General features: G+C 73.6%; 18 protein-coding genes. 11 read left to right on the top strand and 7 right to left on the bottom strand.

All coding sequences use genetic code 11. The features are described from left to right. Window positions 1-9: 9 nt before the first annotated feature. Window positions 10-1,254: a serine hydrolase domain-containing protein gene (locus ACI780_RS03765; RefSeq protein WP_457000878.1), complete on the top strand. Its 1,245-nt coding sequence runs from the start codon at window positions 10-12 to the stop codon at window positions 1,252-1,254. 84 nt (window positions 1,255-1,338) lie between these two features. Here ACI780_RS03765 and ACI780_RS03760 read toward each other — a convergent pair whose 3' ends face one another. Next, on the bottom strand, window positions 1,339-2,190 hold the full coding sequence (locus ACI780_RS03760; protein ID WP_457000876.1) for an HDOD domain-containing protein: 852 nt from the start codon (window positions 2,188-2,190) through the stop codon (window positions 1,339-1,341). Next, window positions 2,187-4,223 carry a putative bifunctional diguanylate cyclase/phosphodiesterase gene (locus ACI780_RS03755; protein WP_457000872.1) on the bottom strand — a complete coding sequence of 679 codons (2,037 nt, stop codon included), beginning with the start codon at window positions 4,221-4,223 and terminating at the stop codon, window positions 2,187-2,189. Before ACI780_RS03755 ends, ACI780_RS03760 begins: the two co-directional genes overlap by 4 nt. 269 nt (window positions 4,224-4,492) lie before the next feature. Between ACI780_RS03755 and ACI780_RS03750 the strand changes: the two genes are divergently transcribed. Genes ACI780_RS03750 through ACI780_RS03735 form a run of 4 tightly spaced genes read left to right on the top strand, consistent with a single transcriptional unit; the run spans window position 4,493 to window position 8,355 of the window. Continuing rightward, window positions 4,493-6,043: a Re/Si-specific NAD(P)(+) transhydrogenase subunit alpha gene (locus tag ACI780_RS03750; protein ID WP_457000870.1), complete on the top strand. Its 1,551-nt coding sequence runs from the start codon at window positions 4,493-4,495 to the stop codon at window positions 6,041-6,043. Window positions 6,044-6,045: 2 nt separating this feature from the next. Then, window positions 6,046-7,455, top strand: coding sequence for a Re/Si-specific NAD(P)(+) transhydrogenase subunit beta (gene pntB / locus ACI780_RS03745; protein WP_456870755.1), 1,410 nt, complete (start codon window positions 6,046-6,048; stop codon window positions 7,453-7,455). Window positions 7,456-7,477: 22 nt separating this feature from the next. Continuing rightward, on the top strand, window positions 7,478-7,879 hold the full coding sequence (locus tag ACI780_RS03740; RefSeq protein WP_456870756.1) for a hypothetical protein: 402 nt from the start codon (window positions 7,478-7,480) through the stop codon (window positions 7,877-7,879). A 38-nt stretch (window positions 7,880-7,917) separates the two neighbouring features. Next, complete coding sequence (locus tag ACI780_RS03735) at window positions 7,918-8,355, top strand: hypothetical protein (RefSeq protein ID WP_456870757.1); 438 nt, start codon at window positions 7,918-7,920, stop codon at window positions 8,353-8,355. Here the strand turns inward: ACI780_RS03735 and ACI780_RS03730 are convergent. Then, the gene (locus tag ACI780_RS03730) at window positions 8,297-9,202 is read right to left on the bottom strand and encodes a pentapeptide repeat-containing protein (RefSeq protein ID WP_457000866.1); all 906 of its coding nucleotides are present in this window, start codon (window positions 9,200-9,202) and stop codon (window positions 8,297-8,299) included. The two genes, ACI780_RS03735 and ACI780_RS03730, sit on opposite strands and share 59 nt — an antisense overlap. A 76-nt stretch (window positions 9,203-9,278) precedes the next feature. Here ACI780_RS03730 and ACI780_RS03725 point away from each other — a divergent pair, with 76 nt between their 5' ends. Then, window positions 9,279-9,671: a VOC family protein gene (locus ACI780_RS03725; RefSeq protein ID WP_457000864.1), complete on the top strand. Its 393-nt coding sequence runs from the start codon at window positions 9,279-9,281 to the stop codon at window positions 9,669-9,671. A gap of 9 nt (window positions 9,672-9,680) precedes the next feature. On the opposite strand, the gene ACI780_RS03720 is transcribed toward ACI780_RS03725, so the two are convergent. Beyond that, window positions 9,681-9,818 carry a hypothetical protein gene (locus ACI780_RS03720; RefSeq protein ID WP_457000862.1) on the bottom strand — a complete coding sequence of 46 codons (138 nt, stop codon included), beginning with the start codon at window positions 9,816-9,818 and terminating at the stop codon, window positions 9,681-9,683. A gap of 247 nt (window positions 9,819-10,065) precedes the next feature. On the opposite strand from ACI780_RS03720, the gene ACI780_RS03715 reads away from it, so the two are divergent. The 5 genes from ACI780_RS03715 to ACI780_RS03695 all read left to right on the top strand — a co-directional run bounded on the left by ACI780_RS03715 (window position 10,066) and on the right by ACI780_RS03695 (window position 16,123). Further along, window positions 10,066-11,028: an NADPH:quinone oxidoreductase family protein gene (locus ACI780_RS03715; protein ID WP_457000860.1), complete on the top strand. Its 963-nt coding sequence runs from the start codon at window positions 10,066-10,068 to the stop codon at window positions 11,026-11,028. A 379-nt stretch (window positions 11,029-11,407) separates the two neighbouring features. Continuing rightward, on the top strand, window positions 11,408-11,869 hold the full coding sequence (locus ACI780_RS03710; protein ID WP_456870762.1) for an ester cyclase: 462 nt from the start codon (window positions 11,408-11,410) through the stop codon (window positions 11,867-11,869). A 448-nt stretch (window positions 11,870-12,317) separates the two neighbouring features. Beyond that, on the top strand, window positions 12,318-12,554 hold the full coding sequence (locus ACI780_RS03705) for a hypothetical protein (RefSeq protein ID WP_457000858.1): 237 nt from the start codon (window positions 12,318-12,320) through the stop codon (window positions 12,552-12,554). Between the two features lie 961 nt (window positions 12,555-13,515). Then, entirely contained in the window at window positions 13,516-14,058 is a 543-nt protein-coding gene (locus tag ACI780_RS03700) for a hypothetical protein (protein WP_457000856.1), read from the top strand. Window positions 14,059-14,866: 808 nt separating this feature from the next. After that, entirely contained in the window at window positions 14,867-16,123 is a 1,257-nt protein-coding gene (locus ACI780_RS03695; RefSeq protein WP_457000854.1) for a serine hydrolase domain-containing protein, read from the top strand. Between the two features lie 216 nt (window positions 16,124-16,339). Here ACI780_RS03695 and argG read toward each other — a convergent pair whose 3' ends face one another. The 3 genes from argG to ACI780_RS03680 form a co-directional block, all read right to left on the bottom strand. After that, the gene (argG, locus tag ACI780_RS03690) at window positions 16,340-17,791 is read right to left on the bottom strand and encodes an argininosuccinate synthase (RefSeq protein ID WP_457000852.1); all 1,452 of its coding nucleotides are present in this window, start codon (window positions 17,789-17,791) and stop codon (window positions 16,340-16,342) included. 43 nt (window positions 17,792-17,834) lie between these two features. Next, complete coding sequence (locus ACI780_RS03685; protein WP_457000850.1) at window positions 17,835-18,224, bottom strand: hypothetical protein; 390 nt, start codon at window positions 18,222-18,224, stop codon at window positions 17,835-17,837. 66 nt (window positions 18,225-18,290) lie between these two features. Then, a complete protein-coding gene (locus ACI780_RS03680; RefSeq protein WP_457000848.1) occupies window positions 18,291-19,019 on the bottom strand; it encodes a DUF72 domain-containing protein in 729 nt (242 codons plus the stop codon). Window positions 19,020-19,023 lie beyond the last annotated feature (4 nt).

Below are 19,023 nucleotides of genomic sequence, written 5' to 3'. Positions count from 1 at the left end.
TCGCCTGCCGTGCACGTCGCCTGGCTGTCGGTCCCGCTCGTCCTCGGCGTCCTGCTGGCCTGGGCGGCGGCGCGTCCGGTGCGCCGCCGCCGCGGCCGGGTCGCGGCCGGGCTGGTCGCCGTCCTGGTGTGGACCGCGGTCGCCGCCGGCGGGCTGCAGCTGTGGGCGCGGGCGTCCCTGGACACCTCCGGGGTGGCGCGGGCGCTGGTGTGGATGGACGCCGACGTCGACGACCGCCTCCGCTTCCCCGCCCTCCCGATCCCCGCCGGGGACACCCCGCTGCCGCTGCGCCCCGGCGCGCTGCCGCCCGGCGTCCTCGAGGAGGTGACCGTGCCCGGGTCGGGCGAGGAGGACCTCGACGCGCTGCTCGACCGCACGCAGACGACGGCGTTCGTCGTGCTCCGCGGCGACGAACTGCTGGTCGAGGAGTACGGCGAGGGCCAGTCCCGGGAGTCGCTGCAGACGTCGTTCTCCGTGGCCAAGTCGGTGCTGTCGACGCTGGTGGGCACCGCGATCGCCCGCGGGGAGATCGGGAGCCTCGACGACCCGGTCACCGCCTACGTCCCCGAGCTGGCCGAGCGCGACCCCGACACCGCCCGCATCACCCTGCGGCACCTGGTCACCATGTCCTCGGGCCTCGCCTACGAGGAGCATGGCCTGCCGTGGAGCGACGACGCGCGCACCTACTACGACCCCGACCTGCGCGCGCTCGCCCTCACCGTCGAGGTCGCCGAGCCGCCCGGGCGCACGTGGCTCTACAACAACTACAACCCGCTCCTGGTCGGGCTGGCGCTGGAGCGGGCCGTCGGCCGGCCGGTCGAGGAGTACGCCGCCGAGGTGCTGTGGGGCCCGATGGGCGCCGAGGCCGACGCGAGCTGGAGCGCCGACAGCGAGGCCACCCGCTTCCCGAAGATGGAGAGCGGGGTCAACGCCCGCGCAGTCGACTTCGCCCGCTTCGGGTTGCTGTTCGCCCGCGAGGGCCGCGCCGGGGACGTGCAGGTGGTGCCCGCGGAGTGGGTCGCCGAGGCCACCCGCCGCGACACCACCACCGACCCGGCCGAGCACTACCAGTACTGGTGGTGGGTCGACACCGAGCGGGAGGGCCGCTTCTCCGCCCGCGGCAACAAGGGCCAGTTCGTCTACGTCGACCCGGCCGCCGACGTCGTCGTCGTCCGGACGGGGCGGGAGGCCGTGCTCGAGGACTGGCCGGCGGTGCTGCGCGACGTCACCGACCGGGTGCTCGCCGCGAGCTGATCGTCTCCGGCCGGAGTCCGGTCAGACGGCCTCCCTGCAGGGGCCCGCCGCGAGCGTGCGAGCGGTGGGGGGCAGGGAGGTCCTTCATCCGACGACGGCGCGGCGCAGGTCCTCGGCCGCGATGGCGACCTGCTCCAGCACCGCCGCGACGCCGTCCTCGCGCAGCAGCCCGCCGCCGAGCCGCTCCACCGGCACCGGCTCGTGCGCGGGGTCGGCGTGGCGGGCACCGAGCTCGGAGGCGACGCGCAGCAGCGCGCCGTCGGGCGCGGTGGGGTCGTCGGCGGCGGCCAGCGGGCCGACCATCACCGGCGGGAACCCCCACTGCTCCAGGGCGACGGCCGACAGCCGCAGCGCCGAGATGCCGTAGCGGCACACCTCGGCGGTACGGCGCGCGGCCGAGGAGCGGTGCGCGGCGGCCAGCGCGCGGTAGCCCGCCGGGTCCTCGCCGTGCAGCAGCGCGGCCCCGACCTGGGCGAGCAGCCCGAGGCACAGGGCGTCCTGCGGCCGGGTGCCCGACCGCGGCGCGAGCACCGAGGCGGCCAGCGCCACTCCGGTGCTGCGCGCCCAGAACCCCTCGGGCAGGTGCTCCTCGGCGTCGAGGCAGGTGAGCGCGACCGTCGCCATGGTCCGCACCGCGGTGAAGCCGACGACGGTGACGGCGAACTGCAGCGTGGTGGCCCGGCCGGTCATGCCGAAGTAGGCGGAGTTGGCCAGCTTCATCACCCGGCCGGCCAGGGCGACGTCGCCGGCGAGCACCTCGGCCAGGCGGGCCGCGCTGGCGTCCTCGGTGCTGGCGACGGCGACCACCTGGGCGGCCACCGGCCGCTGCCCGGCCATCGTGTCCATCCCGGCCAGCAGCCGGTCGAGGTCGACCGCCGGGGGCGCGCCCAGCGACAGCCCGCCCGCGGCCGGCACCATCGGCGACACCGCGGTCACCGGGCACCGACCCAGGCGGCCGTGGCGGCGCCGTCCATCGGCCGGGCCAGGGAGAAGCCCTGCAGGTAGGTGGCCCCGAGCTCGGTCAGCGCCGCGACCTGCGCGGGGGTGGCGACGCCCTCGGCGACGGTGGACAGCCCCAGGCTGCGGGCCATCGCGATGACGGCGGTGGCGATCTCGGCGTGGCCGTCGGCGAGCTCGGCGACGAAGGAGCGGTCGACCTTCAGGCAGGTCACCGGCAGGTGCCGCAGCGAGGCCAGCGACGAGTAGCCGGTGCCGAAGTCGTCGATGGCGACCGCCACACCGAGGTCGCGCAGGCCCTGCAGCACCGCGCGGGCGGCGGCGGGGTCGGTCATCAGCGCCGACTCGGTGATCTCCACCGACAGCCGGGCGGGCGCGAGGCCGTGCCGGTCGAGCGCGGCGACGACCGCGTCGCGCAGGCCGCCGTCGAGCTGCAGCGCCGAGACGTTGACGTTGACCCGGGGCGGGGCGGCCGGGCCGAGCTCGCGGTCCCACACCGCCACCTGCCGGCAGGCCTCGTCGAGCACCAGCAGGCCGAGCGCGCCGATCAGGCCGCTCTCCTCGGCCAGGGCCACGAACGTCGCCGGGCTGATCGGCCCGTGCTCGGGGTGCACCCAGCGGGCGAGCGCCTCGACGGCGTCCAGCGACCCGTCGCCGGCGGCGAGGATCGGCTGGTAGTGCAGGCCCACCTCGCGCCGCTCGATCGCGTCGCGCAGGTCGGCGACCAGCCGCAGCTTGGCGCGGGCCTCGGCGCGGCCGGCGCGGTCGAGCACCCGCACCCGGCCCTTGCCCCCGGCCTTGGCCTGGTACATGGCGATGTCGCAGTCGCGGACCAGGTCGGCGGCGTCGGCGTGCTCGGGCGCCTGCACGGTGACGCCGATGCTGGCGTGCGGCCGCAGCAGCACCCCGGCCAGCGACACCGGCGCGGCGAGCGCGGTGCCGATCCGCCCGGCCAGCGCCGTGGCGGCCGCCTCGTCGACGCCGTCGCAGACGACCACGAACTCGTCGCCGCCGAAGCGGGCCACGAGGTCGCCGGGGCGGACGGTGGCGCGCAGCCGGGCGGCGACCACCACCAGCAGCTCGTCGCCGGCGTCGTGGCCGAGGGAGTCGTTGACCACCTTGAAGTCGTCGAGGTCGAGGAACAGGCAGGCCAGCCCGCGGCCCCCGGCGGTGAAGCGGGCGGCGAGGTGCTGGTCGAGCAGGGTGCGGTTGGGCAGGCCGGTCAGCGGGTCGTGGGAGGCCTGGTGGGCCAGCCGCGCCTCGAAGGCCAGCCGCTCGGTGACGTCCTCGACGGTGCCCAGGAAGCCGGCGCCGGAGCCCGGGGTGAACACGTGACCCAGCCGCAGCAGGGCGGACCGCTCGGCGCCGTCGACGCGCACCAGCCGGGCCCGCACCTCGCCCTCCGCGCCCGGGCCCTCCCCGCTCGCGAGGACGGCGGCCACCGCCTCGACGACGGCACCGAGGTCGTCGGGGTGCACGCAGCCGGTCCAGCCGGTGCCGAGCAGGTCCCCCGCGGGCCGGCCGACGAGCCGGCAGAAGGCGTCGTTGACGTGCGCCAGGCGCATGCCCTGCTCGGAGAGGACGGTCGGCACCGGCGAGCGCGCGGTCAGGGTGGCGAACCGGCGCTCGGCGGCCACCGCGGTCGCCCGCGAGGCGCGCTCGGCGTCGGCGGCCCCGGTGGTCACCGCCAGCGTCCACGACCGCCCGGAGGGAGCCGGGGTGGCCCGGACGACGGCGTCGACGAGCCGCCCGTCGGCGGTGCGCACCGGCAGCGCCAGCCGCGCGGTGCGGCCGCGGCGGAGCAGCACCGGCAGCTCCCCGACCGGCAGGGTCGGCAGCAGCGCGGGGACCGGCGTGCCGCCCGGCACGGGGCCCAGCAGCGCGGTGGCGCTCGCGTTCGCCCAGGTGACCCGCGGCGGGCCGTCGGCGGCCCCGACGACGACCAGCGCGGGCCCGTCGCCGCCGGCCGCCGCGGCGAACACGGCGGCCACCACCTCCGGGCTGGCGGGCACGGGGTCCTCCCTGCTGTCGGTCGGGCTGCTCGTCGGGCCCCGGTGCGGGACTCCCCGGGACCCTCGGCACGCGGCGGGCCGGACTCCACCCGCCGGGCGCGGCCCTCACCCGGGAGGGTGGGCGTGCGATCCACGTCACGAATCCGGACGGGGTCGCCCGGTTCGGCACCGGCTCCTGTCACCATGCAGCACCGGGGTCGGCCGCCCGCCCGCCCCGCGCAGCACCACCCGGTCCGCCGGCGGGGTCGCCGGCCCGAGCTGTCGATGGAGTGCGCGTGCTGATCGGTGTGCCGGCCGAGACCCGACGGAACGAGACGCGGGTGGCCGCGACGCCGGTGAGCGTCGGCCGGCTGTGCGCGCTCGGGTACGAGGTCCTGGTCGAGGCCGGGGCCGGGACGGCGGCCAGCTCCCCCGACGAGGCCTACGTCGCCGCGGGCGCGCGGATCGGTACGGCGGCCGAGGCCTGGGGCGCCGACGTCGTCCTGCACGTCAACGCCCCCACCCTCGACGAGGTCGCGCTGCTGCGCCCGGACGCGGTGCTGGTCAGCCTGCTCGCCCCCGCCCTCTCCCCCGGCCTGCTCGACGCGCTGGTCGCCCGCGGGGTCACCGCGCTGGCCATGGACGCCGTGCCGCGGATCTCGCGGGCGCAGTCGCTGGACGTGCTGTCGTCGATGGCCAACATCGCCGGCTACCGCGCCGTCGTCGAGGCCGCGCACGCCTTCGGCCGGTTCTTCACCGGGCAGGTCACCGCCGCGGGCAAGGTGCCCCCGGCCAAGGTGTTCGTCGCCGGCGCCGGCGTCGCGGGGCTGGCCGCCATCGGCACCGCCAGCAGCCTGGGCGCGATCGTGCGCGCCACCGACGTCCGCCCCGAGGTCGCCGAGCAGGTGCGCTCGCTGGGCGGGGAGTACGTGGGCGTGCCCGCCGACGAGACCGAGCAGGCCGCCGGGCCGGGCACCGGGTACGCGTCGGTCACGTCCGAGAGCTTCGACGCCCGCGCCGCCGTGATGTACGCCGAGCAGGCCCGCGACGTCGACGTCGTCGTCACCACCGCGCTGATCCCCGGGCGGCCGGCGCCGCGGCTGCTCACCGAGGAGATGGTGGCGAGCATGAAGCCGGGCTCGGTGGTCGTGGACATGGCCGCCGCGCAGGGCGGCAACGTGGCCGGCTCGGTGCCCGACGAGGTGGTGGTCACCCCGAACGGCGTGACGATCATCGGCTACACCGACCTGCCCGCCCGGCTGCCGGCGCAGGCCTCGCAGCTGTTCGCCACCAACCTGGTCAACCTGCTCACGCTGCTCACCCCCGGCAAGGACGGGCGGCTCGTGCTCGACCTCGACGACGTCGTGGTGCGCGGCATGACCGTGGCGCGGGCCGGGGAGAAGCTGTGGCCCCCACCACCGGTGCAGGTCGCGGCCGCCCCGGCACCCGCCGCCGCACCACCATCGGCGCCGCTGCCGGCTGCGGCTCCGCCGCCCGCGCCCGGCCGGCGGGCCGCGCTGGTCGGCCTCGGCGCGGCGCTGCTCTTCCTGCTCGCCGCCTTCTCCCCCGACCAGCTCATCGGCAACCTGACGGTGTTCGCCCTGGCCGTCGTGGTCGGCTTCTACGTCATCGGACACGTGCACCACGCGCTGCACACGCCGCTGATGAGCGTCACCAACGCGATCTCCGGGATCATCCTGGTCGGGGCGCTGCTGCAGCTCGGGCACACCAGCACGGTGGTGACCGTGCTGGCCTTCGTCGCGGTGCTGCTGGCCAGCATCAACGTCTTCGGCGGCTTCGCGGTGACCCGCCGCATGCTCGGCATGTTCCGGAGGGCCTGACCGTGAGCGCCACCACCGCCGCGTCCGCGGCCTACATCGTCGCCGCCCTGCTGTTCGTGCTCAGCCTGGCCGGCCTGTCGCGGCACGAGACCGCCAAGGCGGGCAACGCCTACGGCATCGCCGGGATGGCGGTCGCGCTGGTCGCCACCATCGGGCTGGCCGCCCGCGACGGCGACGCCCTGACGATCGGCCTCATCGCCGTCGCCATGGTGATCGGCGCCGCGATCGGCCTGTGGCGGGCCCGGATCGTCGAGATGACCGGCATGCCCGAGCTCATCGCGCTGCTGCACAGCTTCGTCGGCCTGGCCGCGGTGCTGGTCGGCTGGAACGGCTACCTGTCGGTGGAGGGCGCGCCCGCCGGCGAGGCGGAGGTGCTCGACCTGCCCGTCGGCATCCACTCCGCCGAGGTGGCGATCGGGGTCTTCATCGGCGCGGTCACCTTCACCGGCTCGGTCGTGGCCTACCTCAAGCTGTCGGGGCGGATCCGCAGCAACCCGCTGGTGCTGCCGGGCAAGAACGCGCTCAACCTCGGCGCGCTGGGCGCCTTCGCCGTCCTGACCGTCGTGTTCGTCGTCTCGCCGGGGCTGGGCGTGCTGGCGGGCCTGACCGTGCTGGCGCTGGCGCTGGGCTGGCACCTGGTCGCCTCGATCGGCGGCGGCGACATGCCCGTCGTCGTCTCGATGCTCAACAGCTACTCGGGCTGGGCGGCCGCGGCCTCGGGCTTCCTGCTCGACAACGACCTGCTCATCGTCACCGGCGCGCTGGTCGGCTCCTCCGGCGCCTACCTCTCCTACATCATGTGCCAGGCGATGAACCGCTCCTTCCTGTCGGTCATCGCCGGCGGGTTCGGCAACGAGGGCGCCACCGCCGCCGCCGGCGACGTCGAGGGCGAGCACACCGAGACCACCGCCGAGGAGGTCGCGCAGCTGCTGCGCGACGCCGACAGCGTCGTCATCACGCCCGGCTACGGCATGGCCGTGGCGCACGCGCAGAACGCCGTCGCCGAGCTGACCCGCACGCTCACCGACAAGGGCGTGCTGGTCCGCTTCGGCATCCACCCGGTCGCCGGGCGCCTGCCCGGGCACATGAACGTGCTGCTGGCCGAGGCGAAGGTGCCCTACGACGTCGTCCTCGAGATGGACGAGATCAACGACGACCTGGCGAAGACGTCGGTGGTGCTGGTGATCGGCGCCAACGACACGGTCAACCCGGCCGCCGCCGAGGACCCGGCCAGCCCGATCGCCGGCATGCCGGTGCTGCACGTGTGGGACGCCGAGCACGTGGTGGTGTTCAAGCGGTCGATGAGCACCGGGTACGCCGGCGTGCAGAACCCCCTGTTCTTCCGCGAGAACACCCGGATGCTGTTCGGCGACGCGCGCGAGCGCGTCGAGGACATCCTGCGGGCCCTGTAGGGCCCCTCGCGAGAGGAGCACCGTGACCACTCACCCCACCGCCGCCGCGCTGGTCAGCCCGGCCTGGCTGATCGGGGGCCTGCGCAACGTCCCCGGCTACCTGGCCACCGCCCAGGGCGGGCTGACCTTCGTCAGCGACACCCCGGTCTTCGACGTGCCGCTGGCCGCCGTCAGCGACGTGTCGTGGCCGTGGTGGTGGTTCGGCGGCGGGCTGAAGCTGACCGCGGCCGGGCAGCGGTGGAAGATCACCTTCGTCCGGCCCAACGGGATGCCGCCGCCGCACCCGTCGATGCTCGACACCGGGGTCGGGGTGTTCGGGCTGCTCACCGGCACCTGGCACGACATCGACGCGATGCGCGGCCTCGCCGACGTCCGCAGCGGGCGCGAGGCGGGCCGGCGGTGGCGCGAGGTGCTGCCGGGCTGAGTTGCGGGCCGGTCGCCGGGGGCGCGACGGTTGCCGGTGTGGACCCCTTCCGCCTCGGCATGCCGAAGATCCCCGGCCTCACCGAGCTGCTGACCGCGTTGCAGGCGCAGACGGAGGCGCTGGCCCAGCTGCCGCGCACCCTCACCGACCTCAACGGCGCCGTCCGCGAGCTCATCGCCGCGACGACGACGGCGACGTCGGCGATCGCCTCGGCGCAGCGCACCGCCGAGCGGCTGGAGGACCTCGTCGGGGAGCTCGAGGAGCCGGTGCGCTCGCTCAAGCCGGGGCTGGAGCGGGTGGGCCGGGTCCTCGACGACCCCGCGGTCGACGCGGTGCCGGACATCATCCGCACCATCGACGAGGACCTCATGCCGATGATCGCGACGATCCGTCAGGCGCAGAACCGGGTCGCCGGCGTCACCGGCCTGCTGCGCCGCCGCGGCCGTCCCGACGACGACGGGGACGCCGTGCCGTGACCGGTGCGGCGGTCGCGGCGGTCGTGGCGGTCGCGGCGGTCCAGTGCGCGGGGCGCTCGAGCGCGGCCGGCAGGCGGGTGGCGCCGTCGCCGCGGGCCGCGGCCACCTGCGGGCGGGTGAGGAACAGCGCGCCGGAGAGGTCCGCGCCGCGCAGGTCGGCCGCCCGCAGGTCCGCGCCGAGCAGGTCGACGGCGGTGAGGTCGGCGCCGCGCAGGTCCGCGCCGATCAGGTAGGCGCCGCGCAGGCTGCTGCCGCGCAGGTCGGCGCGGCGCAGGTCGGCGCCGATGAGGTCGGCGCCGCGCCGGTCCCGCCCCCCGGGACGGACGGCGGCACTGACCCGGCCGAGCAGCTCGCCGGCCTCGGCCCGCAGCGCAGCCGCGTCGACGGCGGCCAGCTCCGCCGGGTCGCCGGCGGCGAGCCGCTCGGTGCGCTCGGTGAGGAGGGCGACGTCGGTGCGCAGCGGCGCCGGCAGGCGCAGCGCGGCGGACTCGGCGAGGTACCAGAGCAGCTCGTGCAGCTGCCGCAGCACGGGGAAGGCCGCGGCCACGCCCGGGTCGGCGGCCGGGCGCTCGACGGCGGCGACCTGCACCAGCCGCTGGCCGGCGCCGAAACAGTCGAAGACCGTGCAGCCCGGGAACCCGCGCTGCCGCAGGTCGGCGTGGATGCCGCAGCGGGCGTCGCGGGTGAGGTGCACGCAGGCCCGCCCGGCCGGCTTGTCGATCGCGAAGTCGGCCGAGGCGGCGAAGGCGGGCAGCACGCAGCAGAGGCCCGCGCAGGCGGAGCAGTCGGCGCGCAGCTCCCGCCGCCGGTCGACGGGGGCCGCCGCCGGGGAGGCGGGAGGGGTCACCGCTCGAGGGTAGGCGCGCGGGCGGTCCAGGCCCCTCCCCCGTCGAGATCGCGCGGTGGCGGCCAGGATGGGCGGCGTGGACGTGCTCAGCAGCCGCGTGCTCCTGCGGCCCACCGACCCCGACCGCTCGCAGGCGTTCTACCGCGACGTGCTCGGGCTGGCCGTCTACCGCGAGTTCGGCCCGCCCGGGCACCGTGGGCTGGTGTTCTTCCTCGGCAACGGCCTGCTGGAGGTGTCCGGCCGGGCCGACGAGCGCCCGCGCGGCCTGGCGCTGTGGGTGCAGGTGCGCGACCTCGCCGCCGAGGTGGACCGGCTGGCCCGGGCGGGCGTCCCCGTCGTCGACGGGCCGGAGCGCAAGCCGTGGGGACTGCTGGAGGCCACGGTCAGCGACCCCGACGGCGTGGCGATCGTGCTGGTCGAGGTCCCCGCCGACCACCCGCTGCGGGCGGACGTGCGCCCGCCCGGCTGACCCCCGGGCTCAGGACCTCTTCCCGCCCTTCTTGCCGAGCTCGCTCTGGGCGGCCGAGCTCTTGCGGGGGTTCTTCTCGCCCTCCCTCTCCGCCTTGGCGTTGGCCTTCTTCGCCGTGTCGCTGCCCTTGCCGCTCTTCGCCGCCATGCCGGCCTCCCGGTCGGGGGTCGCCGTCCGGGTCCGGACGGTCGGGGCGCAGCCCCTACCCCGGGCCGAGCAGCCGGAACACCGCGGCACGGCCGGCCGTCGGGGTGCGACGCCGGCCCGGCGTTCCCACGGAGACGTGACGCGGGGCTGCGTCCTCGACGACGTTCCCGCGGGAACGCCCGGCACGGGCTCGTGGCGTCGGGGCTCCGCCCTGGTGAGCCGGCTCGTGCTCGCTCTAGCGTGAGCCATGCGCGCTGCGGTGATCACCGCGCTCACCGGGCCGGACGCTGTGGAGGTCCAGGAGCGGCCGGAACCCGTGCCCGGGTCGCACCAGGTGCTGATCGACGTCGAGTACGCCGGTGTCACCTTCCCGGACGTTCTGCAGACCCGCGGCCTGTACCAGCGGCGTCCGGACGTGCCGTTCACCCCCGGGTGGGAGGTGTCCGGGGTGGTGCGGGCGGACGCCGGCGGCTTCCGCGCCGGTGATCGCGTCGCGGCCATGCCGATGACCGGGGGCCTCGCCGAGAGCGTCGCGGTCGACGGGCACCAGGTGTTCCCGCTGCCCGACGGCCTGCCCTTCGACGAGGCTGCTGCCCTGCCGCTGAACTACCTGACGGCGCACTTCGCGCTGACCCGCCGCGCTCGACTGGAGGAGGGCGAGAGCGTTCTGGTGCACGGGGCCGCCGGGGGCCTCGGCACCGCCGCCTGCCAGCTGGCCGCGGCCTACGGCGCGCGGGTGATCGCGGTCGTGTCCACGCCGGAGAAGGGGGAGGTCGCCAGGGCGGCTGGAGCGCACGACGTCGTGCCCGTCGACGGCTTCCGCGACGCGGTCCACCGGCTGACGGGGGGCCGCGGGGTGGACGTGGTCGTGGACCCGGTCGGCGGTGACCGGTTCACCGACTCCCTGCGGTCGCTGGCGCGGGAGGGCCGGCTGCTCGTCCTCGGCTTCACCGGCGGCGAGATCCCCACCGTGAAGGTCAACCGGCTGCTGTTGACCAACACGTCCGTGCTGGGCGTGGCCTCGGCCGAGTTCTGGGCCGACGAACCCGACTGTCCCGGCCGGCAGTGGCGCGAGCTGGTACCGCTGATCGAGTCCGGCGCGATCGACCCGCCGCTCGGGCCGCTCTTCGCGCTGCGAGACGCCGCCGCAGCGATCCGCGAACTGGACGAACGCCGCGCCGCCGGCAGGGTGCTCGTCCGAGTGCGCTGACGGGCAGGCTCGCTTCGAAGGCAGGTGTGTCTGGAGCCGGCCTCGGTCATGCGCCGGCGGGAGTGTCTCTGAGCGGCCCACTATGAGACACCTCTGAGGGGCAAAGGATTGTCGGGACGCAGGAGTGACGCGATGCGGACGGCTGCGTCGAGGCGCAGGTGGGTCTTGGCGTTCCTCTGCACGGTTCAAGATCCGATGCGTCTCCCATCCCCGCTTCGCCGACCCTCGGATGCGAAGGGTGAGAGACGCGCCTCGTGAACCGGGGTGCCGCTGTGACCCGTGTTCTTGGCCGCAGAACGGTGCCAGGGTTGCGTCCGCAGGCCCAGGTCCCGCGGGACCCCGCGGGGCCCGGTGCACCGCTCACAAGAAGGTGGCCACCATGGCAGCTGGCACCGAGACCGCGGGGATCCCGACCTGGATGCGCATCTACGTCGAGGCATGGAACAGCCACGACCCGGCCAAGGTCCTTGCCTGCATGACCGAGGACGTCCTCCGGGACGACAAGGGACTGGGCGAACGCCTGGAAGGGGCCGATGCCGTCCGCCAGTCGATTGTGGACACGGCGGAGAACTTCTCCAGCGACTACCGCATCGATCTTGGTGAACTCATACTCGCGACTGATGCGATGTACGCCGCCGAGTGGACGATGTCGGGCACCAACGACCGAGAGGACAAGGCACGAGGTCTGCCGAACACCGGCCGCCAGTTCCGCATCCAGGGGCTGTCGATCGGGCGGCTGCGCGACGGGAAGGTGGCCGAGGAACGCCTGTACTACAACATGGCCGATTACCTCACCCAGATCGGCCTGATGCCCCAAGCCCCTGCGCCGGCCACTGTCTGACCGTCACGCGTCGGAGTCGTCCTCCCAGGGAGGATTCCTCCCTGGATCAGGCGTCCCCCAAGCCGCCTTCACGGCGGGCGCCCCGGTGTCCCTGAGCGGCCCACTCAGGGACAGCCGTGGCTCAGGAGTCGCGGAGCGGACGCGTTGGCCGGTGACGTCGCATGACGTTCCGGGTGCTCGTACCTACGGCGGACGACGGTCCCCGATGGCTGCCAGGTTGGGGGCAGAGCGCTGCAGGCCTGTCCAGGTGAGGCCGAGCCTCACAAGGCGCGCAAGAGGGCATAGCCTGAGTCTTCCGGAACCAGGTGCGCTGACTGGTGAGGACGGCGGCCATGAGACATGCCGTGAGGGGACACGAGGACATCCCGCGCGCTGTTGCGGGCCTAGCTGGGTCCTGCTGCTCTTCGGCCTTCTCTACCTCATCGCCGCAGCAGCGCCGGACAGCGGCATGTACTGGGACGTCGAGCGGCAGTCGACGACTGCGTGGATCGGCATCGGCTTGCTGGCCACGGCTGTGCCCGTGGGAGTGGTGGCCCTCGTCCTGGACCGGCACAACCACGTCCGCGACTACGCCCCCGGAGAGTCCCGCGCCGGGATCCGGCACCCGGTCGCGCTCGCCGCTGCTCTCGCCTTGGCCGCCCTGACAGCGGTGGTTCTCACCGTCATCGTGGCGCGTGCGTTCTGAGCCTGTACGCACCGTCCGCCGGCAACCGCCCGGCGACATCTGTACGAGATGACCCCGTGGTAAGCCATGGGAGGCCGCACCGTGATCCCTTTCTCCGGCTGTCCGATCGACCGCCCTCCCGCGAGTCCGGCCCAGGTGCCAACGCGGCCCACCATGAGGCAGGCACCCGACGCGGATCCCCAGCGTCCAGGTTGTCGGAACCCGCCCAGCGGACGGGGACCAAGGGCACTGCGATCGGCAAGGGCTGCTCCCTAGGTTCAGCGCCGTGACGAAGAAGCCACTGAGATGCCGACTCGGGCTGCACGCGTACGTCACGGAGCATCCCTCCGACGAGCGTCTCCATGGAGCCTTGGGGCGCGTATGCCGACAGTGCGGGAAGCGACAAGGCGATTACGGTGACGCCAACTTCTCCATCGGAGGGCCGAGCTGAGGGTGCCTTCCGCGGATGATCGGTCGCGTGCCCGTCTCTGGAGCCGCCTCTGAGGCCAGTCAGGCCGGCGTCCTCAAGCGGCCCACTGAGGGACACCCTCGCCATCCGGCCAACCAGGGGTCGCCTGGCAGCGTCGAGAGCTGCGCGTCGACGCCGCTATCGCGCCTGGGCGCGAAACCGCGCGGCGACGTCGAGCGGTTGGGCGAGTTGCGCGCCGCCATCAGGGAGTGCCTACCGGACGGCCAGCAGAAGCACGACAGGAAGACCTGACCCCAGCATGATGTGAGCCGCCGTGGTCCCTATTGACTCCGGTCAGAAGCCGGGTCAAGTGTGCGGTCGACGCCAGGCAACCAGGAGCGTCAGAGTCGAAGTTCCAGCTGGAGACGAGGGCTGCTCACCTCCCTACTGCACGCCGCCCGGCGGAGACATTCTCCGGCTGATCGCGGCGGTCCTTGCCGTCCGCTCAACGGCGGGGCTCTCGCTTCCTGCTCACCACAGCTGGCCCCGACTGGCGGAGGAGAGGAAGAAACAGTGCGTCGTTCAGCCCTCATTGTCGGAGTGATCGCCTGCGTCCTTGCCTTCGGGGTGGTCCCACTCGCGCAGGCAGCGCCTCCCGTCGAGCGATTCCACGACACCGGCACGGACACCGACGACAACTTCTGCGGCACCGGCGAGGTGGTCACCGTCACCTTCGACGTCCGGGGAACCGTCCATGCGGATGACGGCCTGGACATCTTCGTGACCGCTCACGGCACCCAGACGTTGACCGCGGAGTCGACCGGACAGAGCGTCATCTTGCACTTCGCTAACCGGTTCGTCAGCCACGGCGTGGAGAACCCAGACGGAACCGTGTCATTCACGGACACGGTCACCGGCCTGCCCGAGCAGTTCCGCACCCCCAACGGCGGGGTGATCACGCTTGACGCGGGCCTGATCGTGTTCGAGGGGACGCTCGACGCCGACGGGGAATTTGTCGAGCAGCACATCGTGGTGGTCCACGGCCCGCACCCTCAGGCAGAGAGCGAATTCGAGCTCTTCTGCCAACTGATCCCGGAGGCTCTGGGCATCGGCTGAGGAGCCTCTACCGGTTTCTCCCGCGATCCTAGCCGTCGGCACGCGCTGTTCCTCGGCGTGTGTCGACGGCCAAGGTCCCGTGGTGGCCACGGGTAGCGTCGCCGAAAGGGCAAGGCTAGGCGAGGAGCAGAAGATCGACCCGCCTCGCCGCGTCCAAGTGAGCAAGCGAGCACCTCTGCTGTCCGACATTCTCCGGCGCCGCCGCGCCTTGGACCGAGAAAGGAAGAACAGTCGCTTCGGGCGTCTACTGGAACGTGCACAGCGGACTGTCCGTGAAGCCGCCTTCGAGGCCAGTCAGGCCGGCGTCCTCTAGCGGCCCACTCAGGGACACACCGATATTGGCCGGGGTGGGCGGTTTGGCGCCCACCCCGGTTGCCTGCACGGGCCCGACTCGAACGGGCAGTTCCCCTCCACAACGGACGCATGAGCCAGGCGGGGCAACCCATGCGCCGAGGCCGCGGCCAAGGCCGACGGGCCACCGACCCCGTCGACGTTTCGATTGTGACCGAGTACCGGCGGCCAGCGGCGTCACCAACCGGTGTGTCCCTGAGCGACCCCTCCGGGACAGGCTTCGGTGACGCCTGCCCCGCAGGCCGGACGGGTGCGAGCTCGGCGACAGCCCTTAGAGGACGTTGCGGAAGTCCATGCCGACCGAGCTCGTCGGCAGGCCACGCAGGTCAACCGCCCGTGGCGCCGCGCGCCGACCACGCACTGGCGCACTTCCGCAACGACTCCTTAGTCAGCCAGCCTGTTCGAGGTGGAGCCAGCGACATATGGTCGGCGCCCGTCCCGTTCAAAGGAGTCACCCATGACACAGGTTGAATCCCGGCTGTCGTCTCCGGAATCGGTGGGGATGAGCGCCAACCGGCTGGAGCGCATCGCGCCTGCGCTCCAGAAGTACGTCGACGAGCGCGGCTATCCAGGCTTCGCGACGCTGGTGTCACGCCGCGGCCGGCTCATCCATGCCGGACTGGTCGGTTGGCAGGACCGTGAAGCAGAGGTGCCCCTGGCGGAGAACACGATCTACCGGTTGTACTCGATGACCAAGCCGATCATCTGCACGGCGCTGATGACGCTCTTCGAGGAGGGGAGGTTCCAGCTCGTCGACCCTGTCGCCAAGTGGATTCCGGCGTTCGGGGCAACGAAGATCGCCGGGCCCGGCGGGACGCTCGAGGACCAGTCGCCGCTGCGCCCGATGCAGATCCGCGACGTGCTCACCCACACGAGCGGGCTCACCTATGACTTTCTCGAGGACTTCCCGGTGGCGGAGCAGTGCCGCGAGCACCGGATCTGCAACGACCCGACGCGCACGCTGGAGCAGTTCGTCGACGAGCTCGCGACGCTCCCGCTCGCCTTCGCGCCCGGGACGCAGTGGCACTACAGCGTGGGCATCGACGTCGCGGCCCGTCTCATCGAGGTCATCTCAGGCCGAAAGCTCGGGGACTTCCTCCAGGAGCGCCTGTTCGGGCCACTCGGCATGACCGACACCGCCTTCGGCGTTCCCGAGTCAGCCCGCGACCGCCTCGCCGCCATGTACGGCCTGCCAGACATCGTCGGCAAGGACATGACCTTCAGCCAGCTCGCGATGGCGTTCGCCACGGGCGATCTCGGCCGCCGGGAGGTGGAATCGACCTACCCGAGCGACACGCCGGAGGTCTTTCAGCGCGGCGGCCACGGCCTGTTCGGCACCGCCTCGGACTACCTGCTCTTCGCGAACATGCTGCTCACGGGGAAGGCGGAGGACGGCAGCCGCATCATCGGGCGCAAGACACTCAAGCTGATGCACACGAACCATCTCACCCCGGCACTGCTCCCGTACGTGCTAGGGGGCATACCGGCGCCCGGCTACGGGTTCGGCCTAGGCTCTCGCGTCGCCATGGACATCGGCCAGACCGCGCTGGCCGGCTCCCCCGGCGAGTTCGGCTGGGCTGGTGCGGCGAAGACCTATTTCTGGGTCGACCCGGTCGAGGAGATCGTCGGCGTGCTCATGACGCAGCACATGGTCGGCTTCGACCTGCCCGAGGCCGACTTCCGGTCGGTCGTGTACGGGGCAGTCGAGGACTGACCAGCGGGTGCCGGGCGGTGGCGGCTTCTCCGCCGCCACCTGTGGTCGGTCATCGCGTACCACTAGTACGCCGATCAACTGCTCGACTCCTGCGCGAGCCAGTCGTGAATCGCAGGCCCGGCCCGTGGCGCGGATTGCCGACCAGTCCGCGCCTGGGTGTCTCAGAAGCCGCCTTCTGGGACAGCGGCGGAGGAGACGAGACCCGCAGGGCGGGCGTCAGTCGTTGCCGGCCTCCATGGCGGCGCGGTCGAGCAGCTCGTCGTCGCCGGCCGGGCCGCCGCGGGCGGCGATCGCCTCGGCGCCGCCCTGGGTCATGGCGCCGATGAGCCCGGTGGCGGCGGCCTGCGCGGCGCCGATGGCGACCCGCTCGGGGCCGCTGCCCACCATGCCGAGCGCGGCGTACTGCTCGAGCTTGGCCCGCGAGTCGGCGATGTCGAGGTTGCGCATGGTCAGCTGGCCGATGCGGTCGGTCGGCCCGAACGCCGGGTCCTCGGTGCGCTCCATCGACAGCCGGTCGGGGTGGTAGCTGAACGCCGGCCCGGACGTCTCCAGCACCGACCAGTCCTCGCCCCGCCGCAGCCGCAGCGTGACCTCGCCGGTGACCGCCATGCCGACCCACCGCTGCAGCGACTCCCGCAGCATGAGCGCCTGGGGGTCCAGCCACCGGCCCTCGTACATCAGCCGGCCGAGCTTGCGGCCCTCGGTGTGGTAGGCGGCGAGGGTGTCCTCGTTGTGGACGGCGTTGACCAGCCGCTCGTAGGCCGCGTGCAGCAGCGCCATGCCCGGCGCCTCGTAGATGCCGCGGCTCTTGGCCTCGATGACCCGGTTCTCGATCTGGTCGGACATGCCCAGCCCGTGCCGGCCGCCGATGGCGTTGGCCTCGAGCACCAGGTCGACGGCGGAGTCGAACTCCTTGCCGTTGATGCTCACCGGCCGGCCCTGGGCGAAGCCGACGGTGACGTCCTCGGTGGGGATCTCCACGGCGGGGTCCCAGAAGCGGACGCCCATGATCGGCTCGACGATCTCGATGCTGGCGTCCAGGTGCTCCAGGCGCTTGGCCTCGTGGGTGGCGCCCCAGATGTTGGCGTCGGTGGAGTAGGCCCGCTCGGCGCTGTCGCGGTAGGGCAGCCCGTGGGCGGTCAGCCACTCCGACATCTCCCGGCGCCCGCCGAGCTGCTCGACGAACGCGGCGTCCAGCCACGGCTTGTAGATCCGCAGCGACGGGTTGGCCAGCAGCCCGTAGCGGTAGAAGCGCTCGATGTCGTTGCCCTTGAACGTCGAGCCGTCGCCCCAGATCTGGACGTCGTCCTCGAGCATGGCGCGCACCAGCAGCGTGCCGGTGACCGCGCGCCCCAGCGGGGTGGTGTTGAAGTAGCTGCGCCCGCCGGAGCGGATGTGGAAGGCACCGCAGGTCAGTGCCGCGAGCCCCTCCTCGACCAGCGCCTGCCGGCAGTCGACCAGCCGGGCGACCTCCGCGCCGTAGGCGGTGGCGCGGCCGGGCACCGAGTCGATGTCGGGCTCGTCGTACTGGCCGAGGTCGGCGGTGTAGGTGCACGGGACCGCGCCGCGGTCGCGCATCCAGGCCACCGCCACGGAGGTGTCGAGACCGCCGGAGAAGGCGATCCCGACGCGTTCGCCGACGGGCAGGGACGTGAGCACCTTGGACACGGGGAAGATTATGCACGATCGCGCATGACCATGCAGACAGGGGTCAGGACGGCGGTGCGTCCCGGTCCGTCGGCGACCGGCGGACGACGTCGGCGAAGGACTCCTCCAGCCGCGCCCAGGTGGAGCTCCACTCCACCAGCGGGTCGAGGATCCGCTCGAAGACGGCGAGCTGCTCGTCGAACGCCTGCAGCTGCCCGATCAGGCCCTCGATGAGCTGCCGCTGGGCCTTCACCGACGCGGCGACCGAGCGCACCTGGGCAGCCGACATCGCCCCGGGCGGCGAGGGCAGCCGCGGCAGCGACAGCCCCGACGGCACGGCGCCGGCGGCCAGCCGGGTGGCCCGGTCGGTGAAGCCGCGCAGCTGCGCGACGAACTCCTCGACCGAGCGGGCCACCAGCCCGCTGTCGCGGGGCCTGTCCTCGGACTCGCTCACGCGCACCTCCCCCGGCCCGCCCGCCCCGGTGGGCGGGAACCGGCCCCAGTCTCGCGGCTGGGGACCTCAGCCGCCGGTCAGCGCGCGCAGTGTCTCCGCGTTGCGCACGGCGTGGCCGTGGCCGTCGTTGTTGAAGTAGGCGTAGACGTCGCGGCCCTGCGCCCTCCACTCCCCCACCCGGTCGGCCCACCAGCGCAGGTCGGCGTCGGCGTAGGAGCCGGCGTAGAGGTGTCCGGGGTCGGGGCCGTGCAGCCGGACGTAGACGAACGGCGCCGTGGCCCGCAGCACGCACGGCAGGCCGGCGCCGCTCATGACGCAGTAGGCGGCGCCGTGGCGCTCCAGCAGCGCGAACACCGCGTCGTCGTGCCAGCTGGGGTGGCGGAACTCGACGGCCACCCGCACCCACTCCGGCAGCAGGGACAGGAAGAAGTCCAGCCGGGCGTCGTCGCGGGCGGCGGCCGGGTGCAGCTGCACCAGCAGCACGGCCCGCCGCGGTCCCAGCTCGTGCCAGGCCGCGGTCATCCGCTCCACCCACACCTCGGGGGCGTAGAGCCGCTTGGCGTGGGTCAGGCCGCGCGGCGCCTTGACCGACAGCTGGAAGCCCTCGGGCAGCCGGCGCCGCCACGAGGCGAACGTCGCCGTCCGCGGCCAGCGGTAGAAGCTGGCGTTGAGCTCGACGGTGCCGAACCGGCGCACGTAGTGCGCCAGCCGGTCCCGGGGCGGCGTCCCGGGCGGGTAGAGGACGCCGTCCCAGTGGTCGTAGCTCCAGCCGGAGGTGCCGACGTGGACGGCCATCGCC

This window comes from Geodermatophilus sp. SYSU D00814 (genome assembly GCF_054050055.1).
Note: the sequence above shows the minus strand (reverse complement) of the source record. Positions and strands in the feature narration are given on the sequence as shown.

Excerpts from the sequence above, each read along its gene's own strand:
- ACI780_RS03720 (WP_457000862.1), bottom strand. The coding sequence starts at position 9,818 with ATGGCGGCGAAGAGCGGCAAGGGCAGCGACACGGCGAAGAAGGCCAAC.
- ACI780_RS03715 (WP_457000860.1), top strand. The coding sequence starts at position 10,066 with ATGCGCGCTGCGGTGATCACCGCGCTCACCGGGCCGGACGCTGTGGAG.
- ACI780_RS03710 (WP_456870762.1), top strand. The coding sequence starts at position 11,408 with ATGGCAGCTGGCACCGAGACCGCGGGGATCCCGACCTGGATGCGCATC.
- ACI780_RS03705 (WP_457000858.1), top strand. The coding sequence starts at position 12,318 with ATGTACTGGGACGTCGAGCGGCAGTCGACGACTGCGTGGATCGGCATC.
- ACI780_RS03695 (WP_457000854.1), top strand. The coding sequence starts at position 14,867 with ATGACACAGGTTGAATCCCGGCTGTCGTCTCCGGAATCGGTGGGGATG.
- ACI780_RS03680 (WP_457000848.1), bottom strand. The coding sequence starts at position 19,019 with ATGGCCGTCCACGTCGGCACCTCCGGCTGGAGCTACGACCACTGGGAC.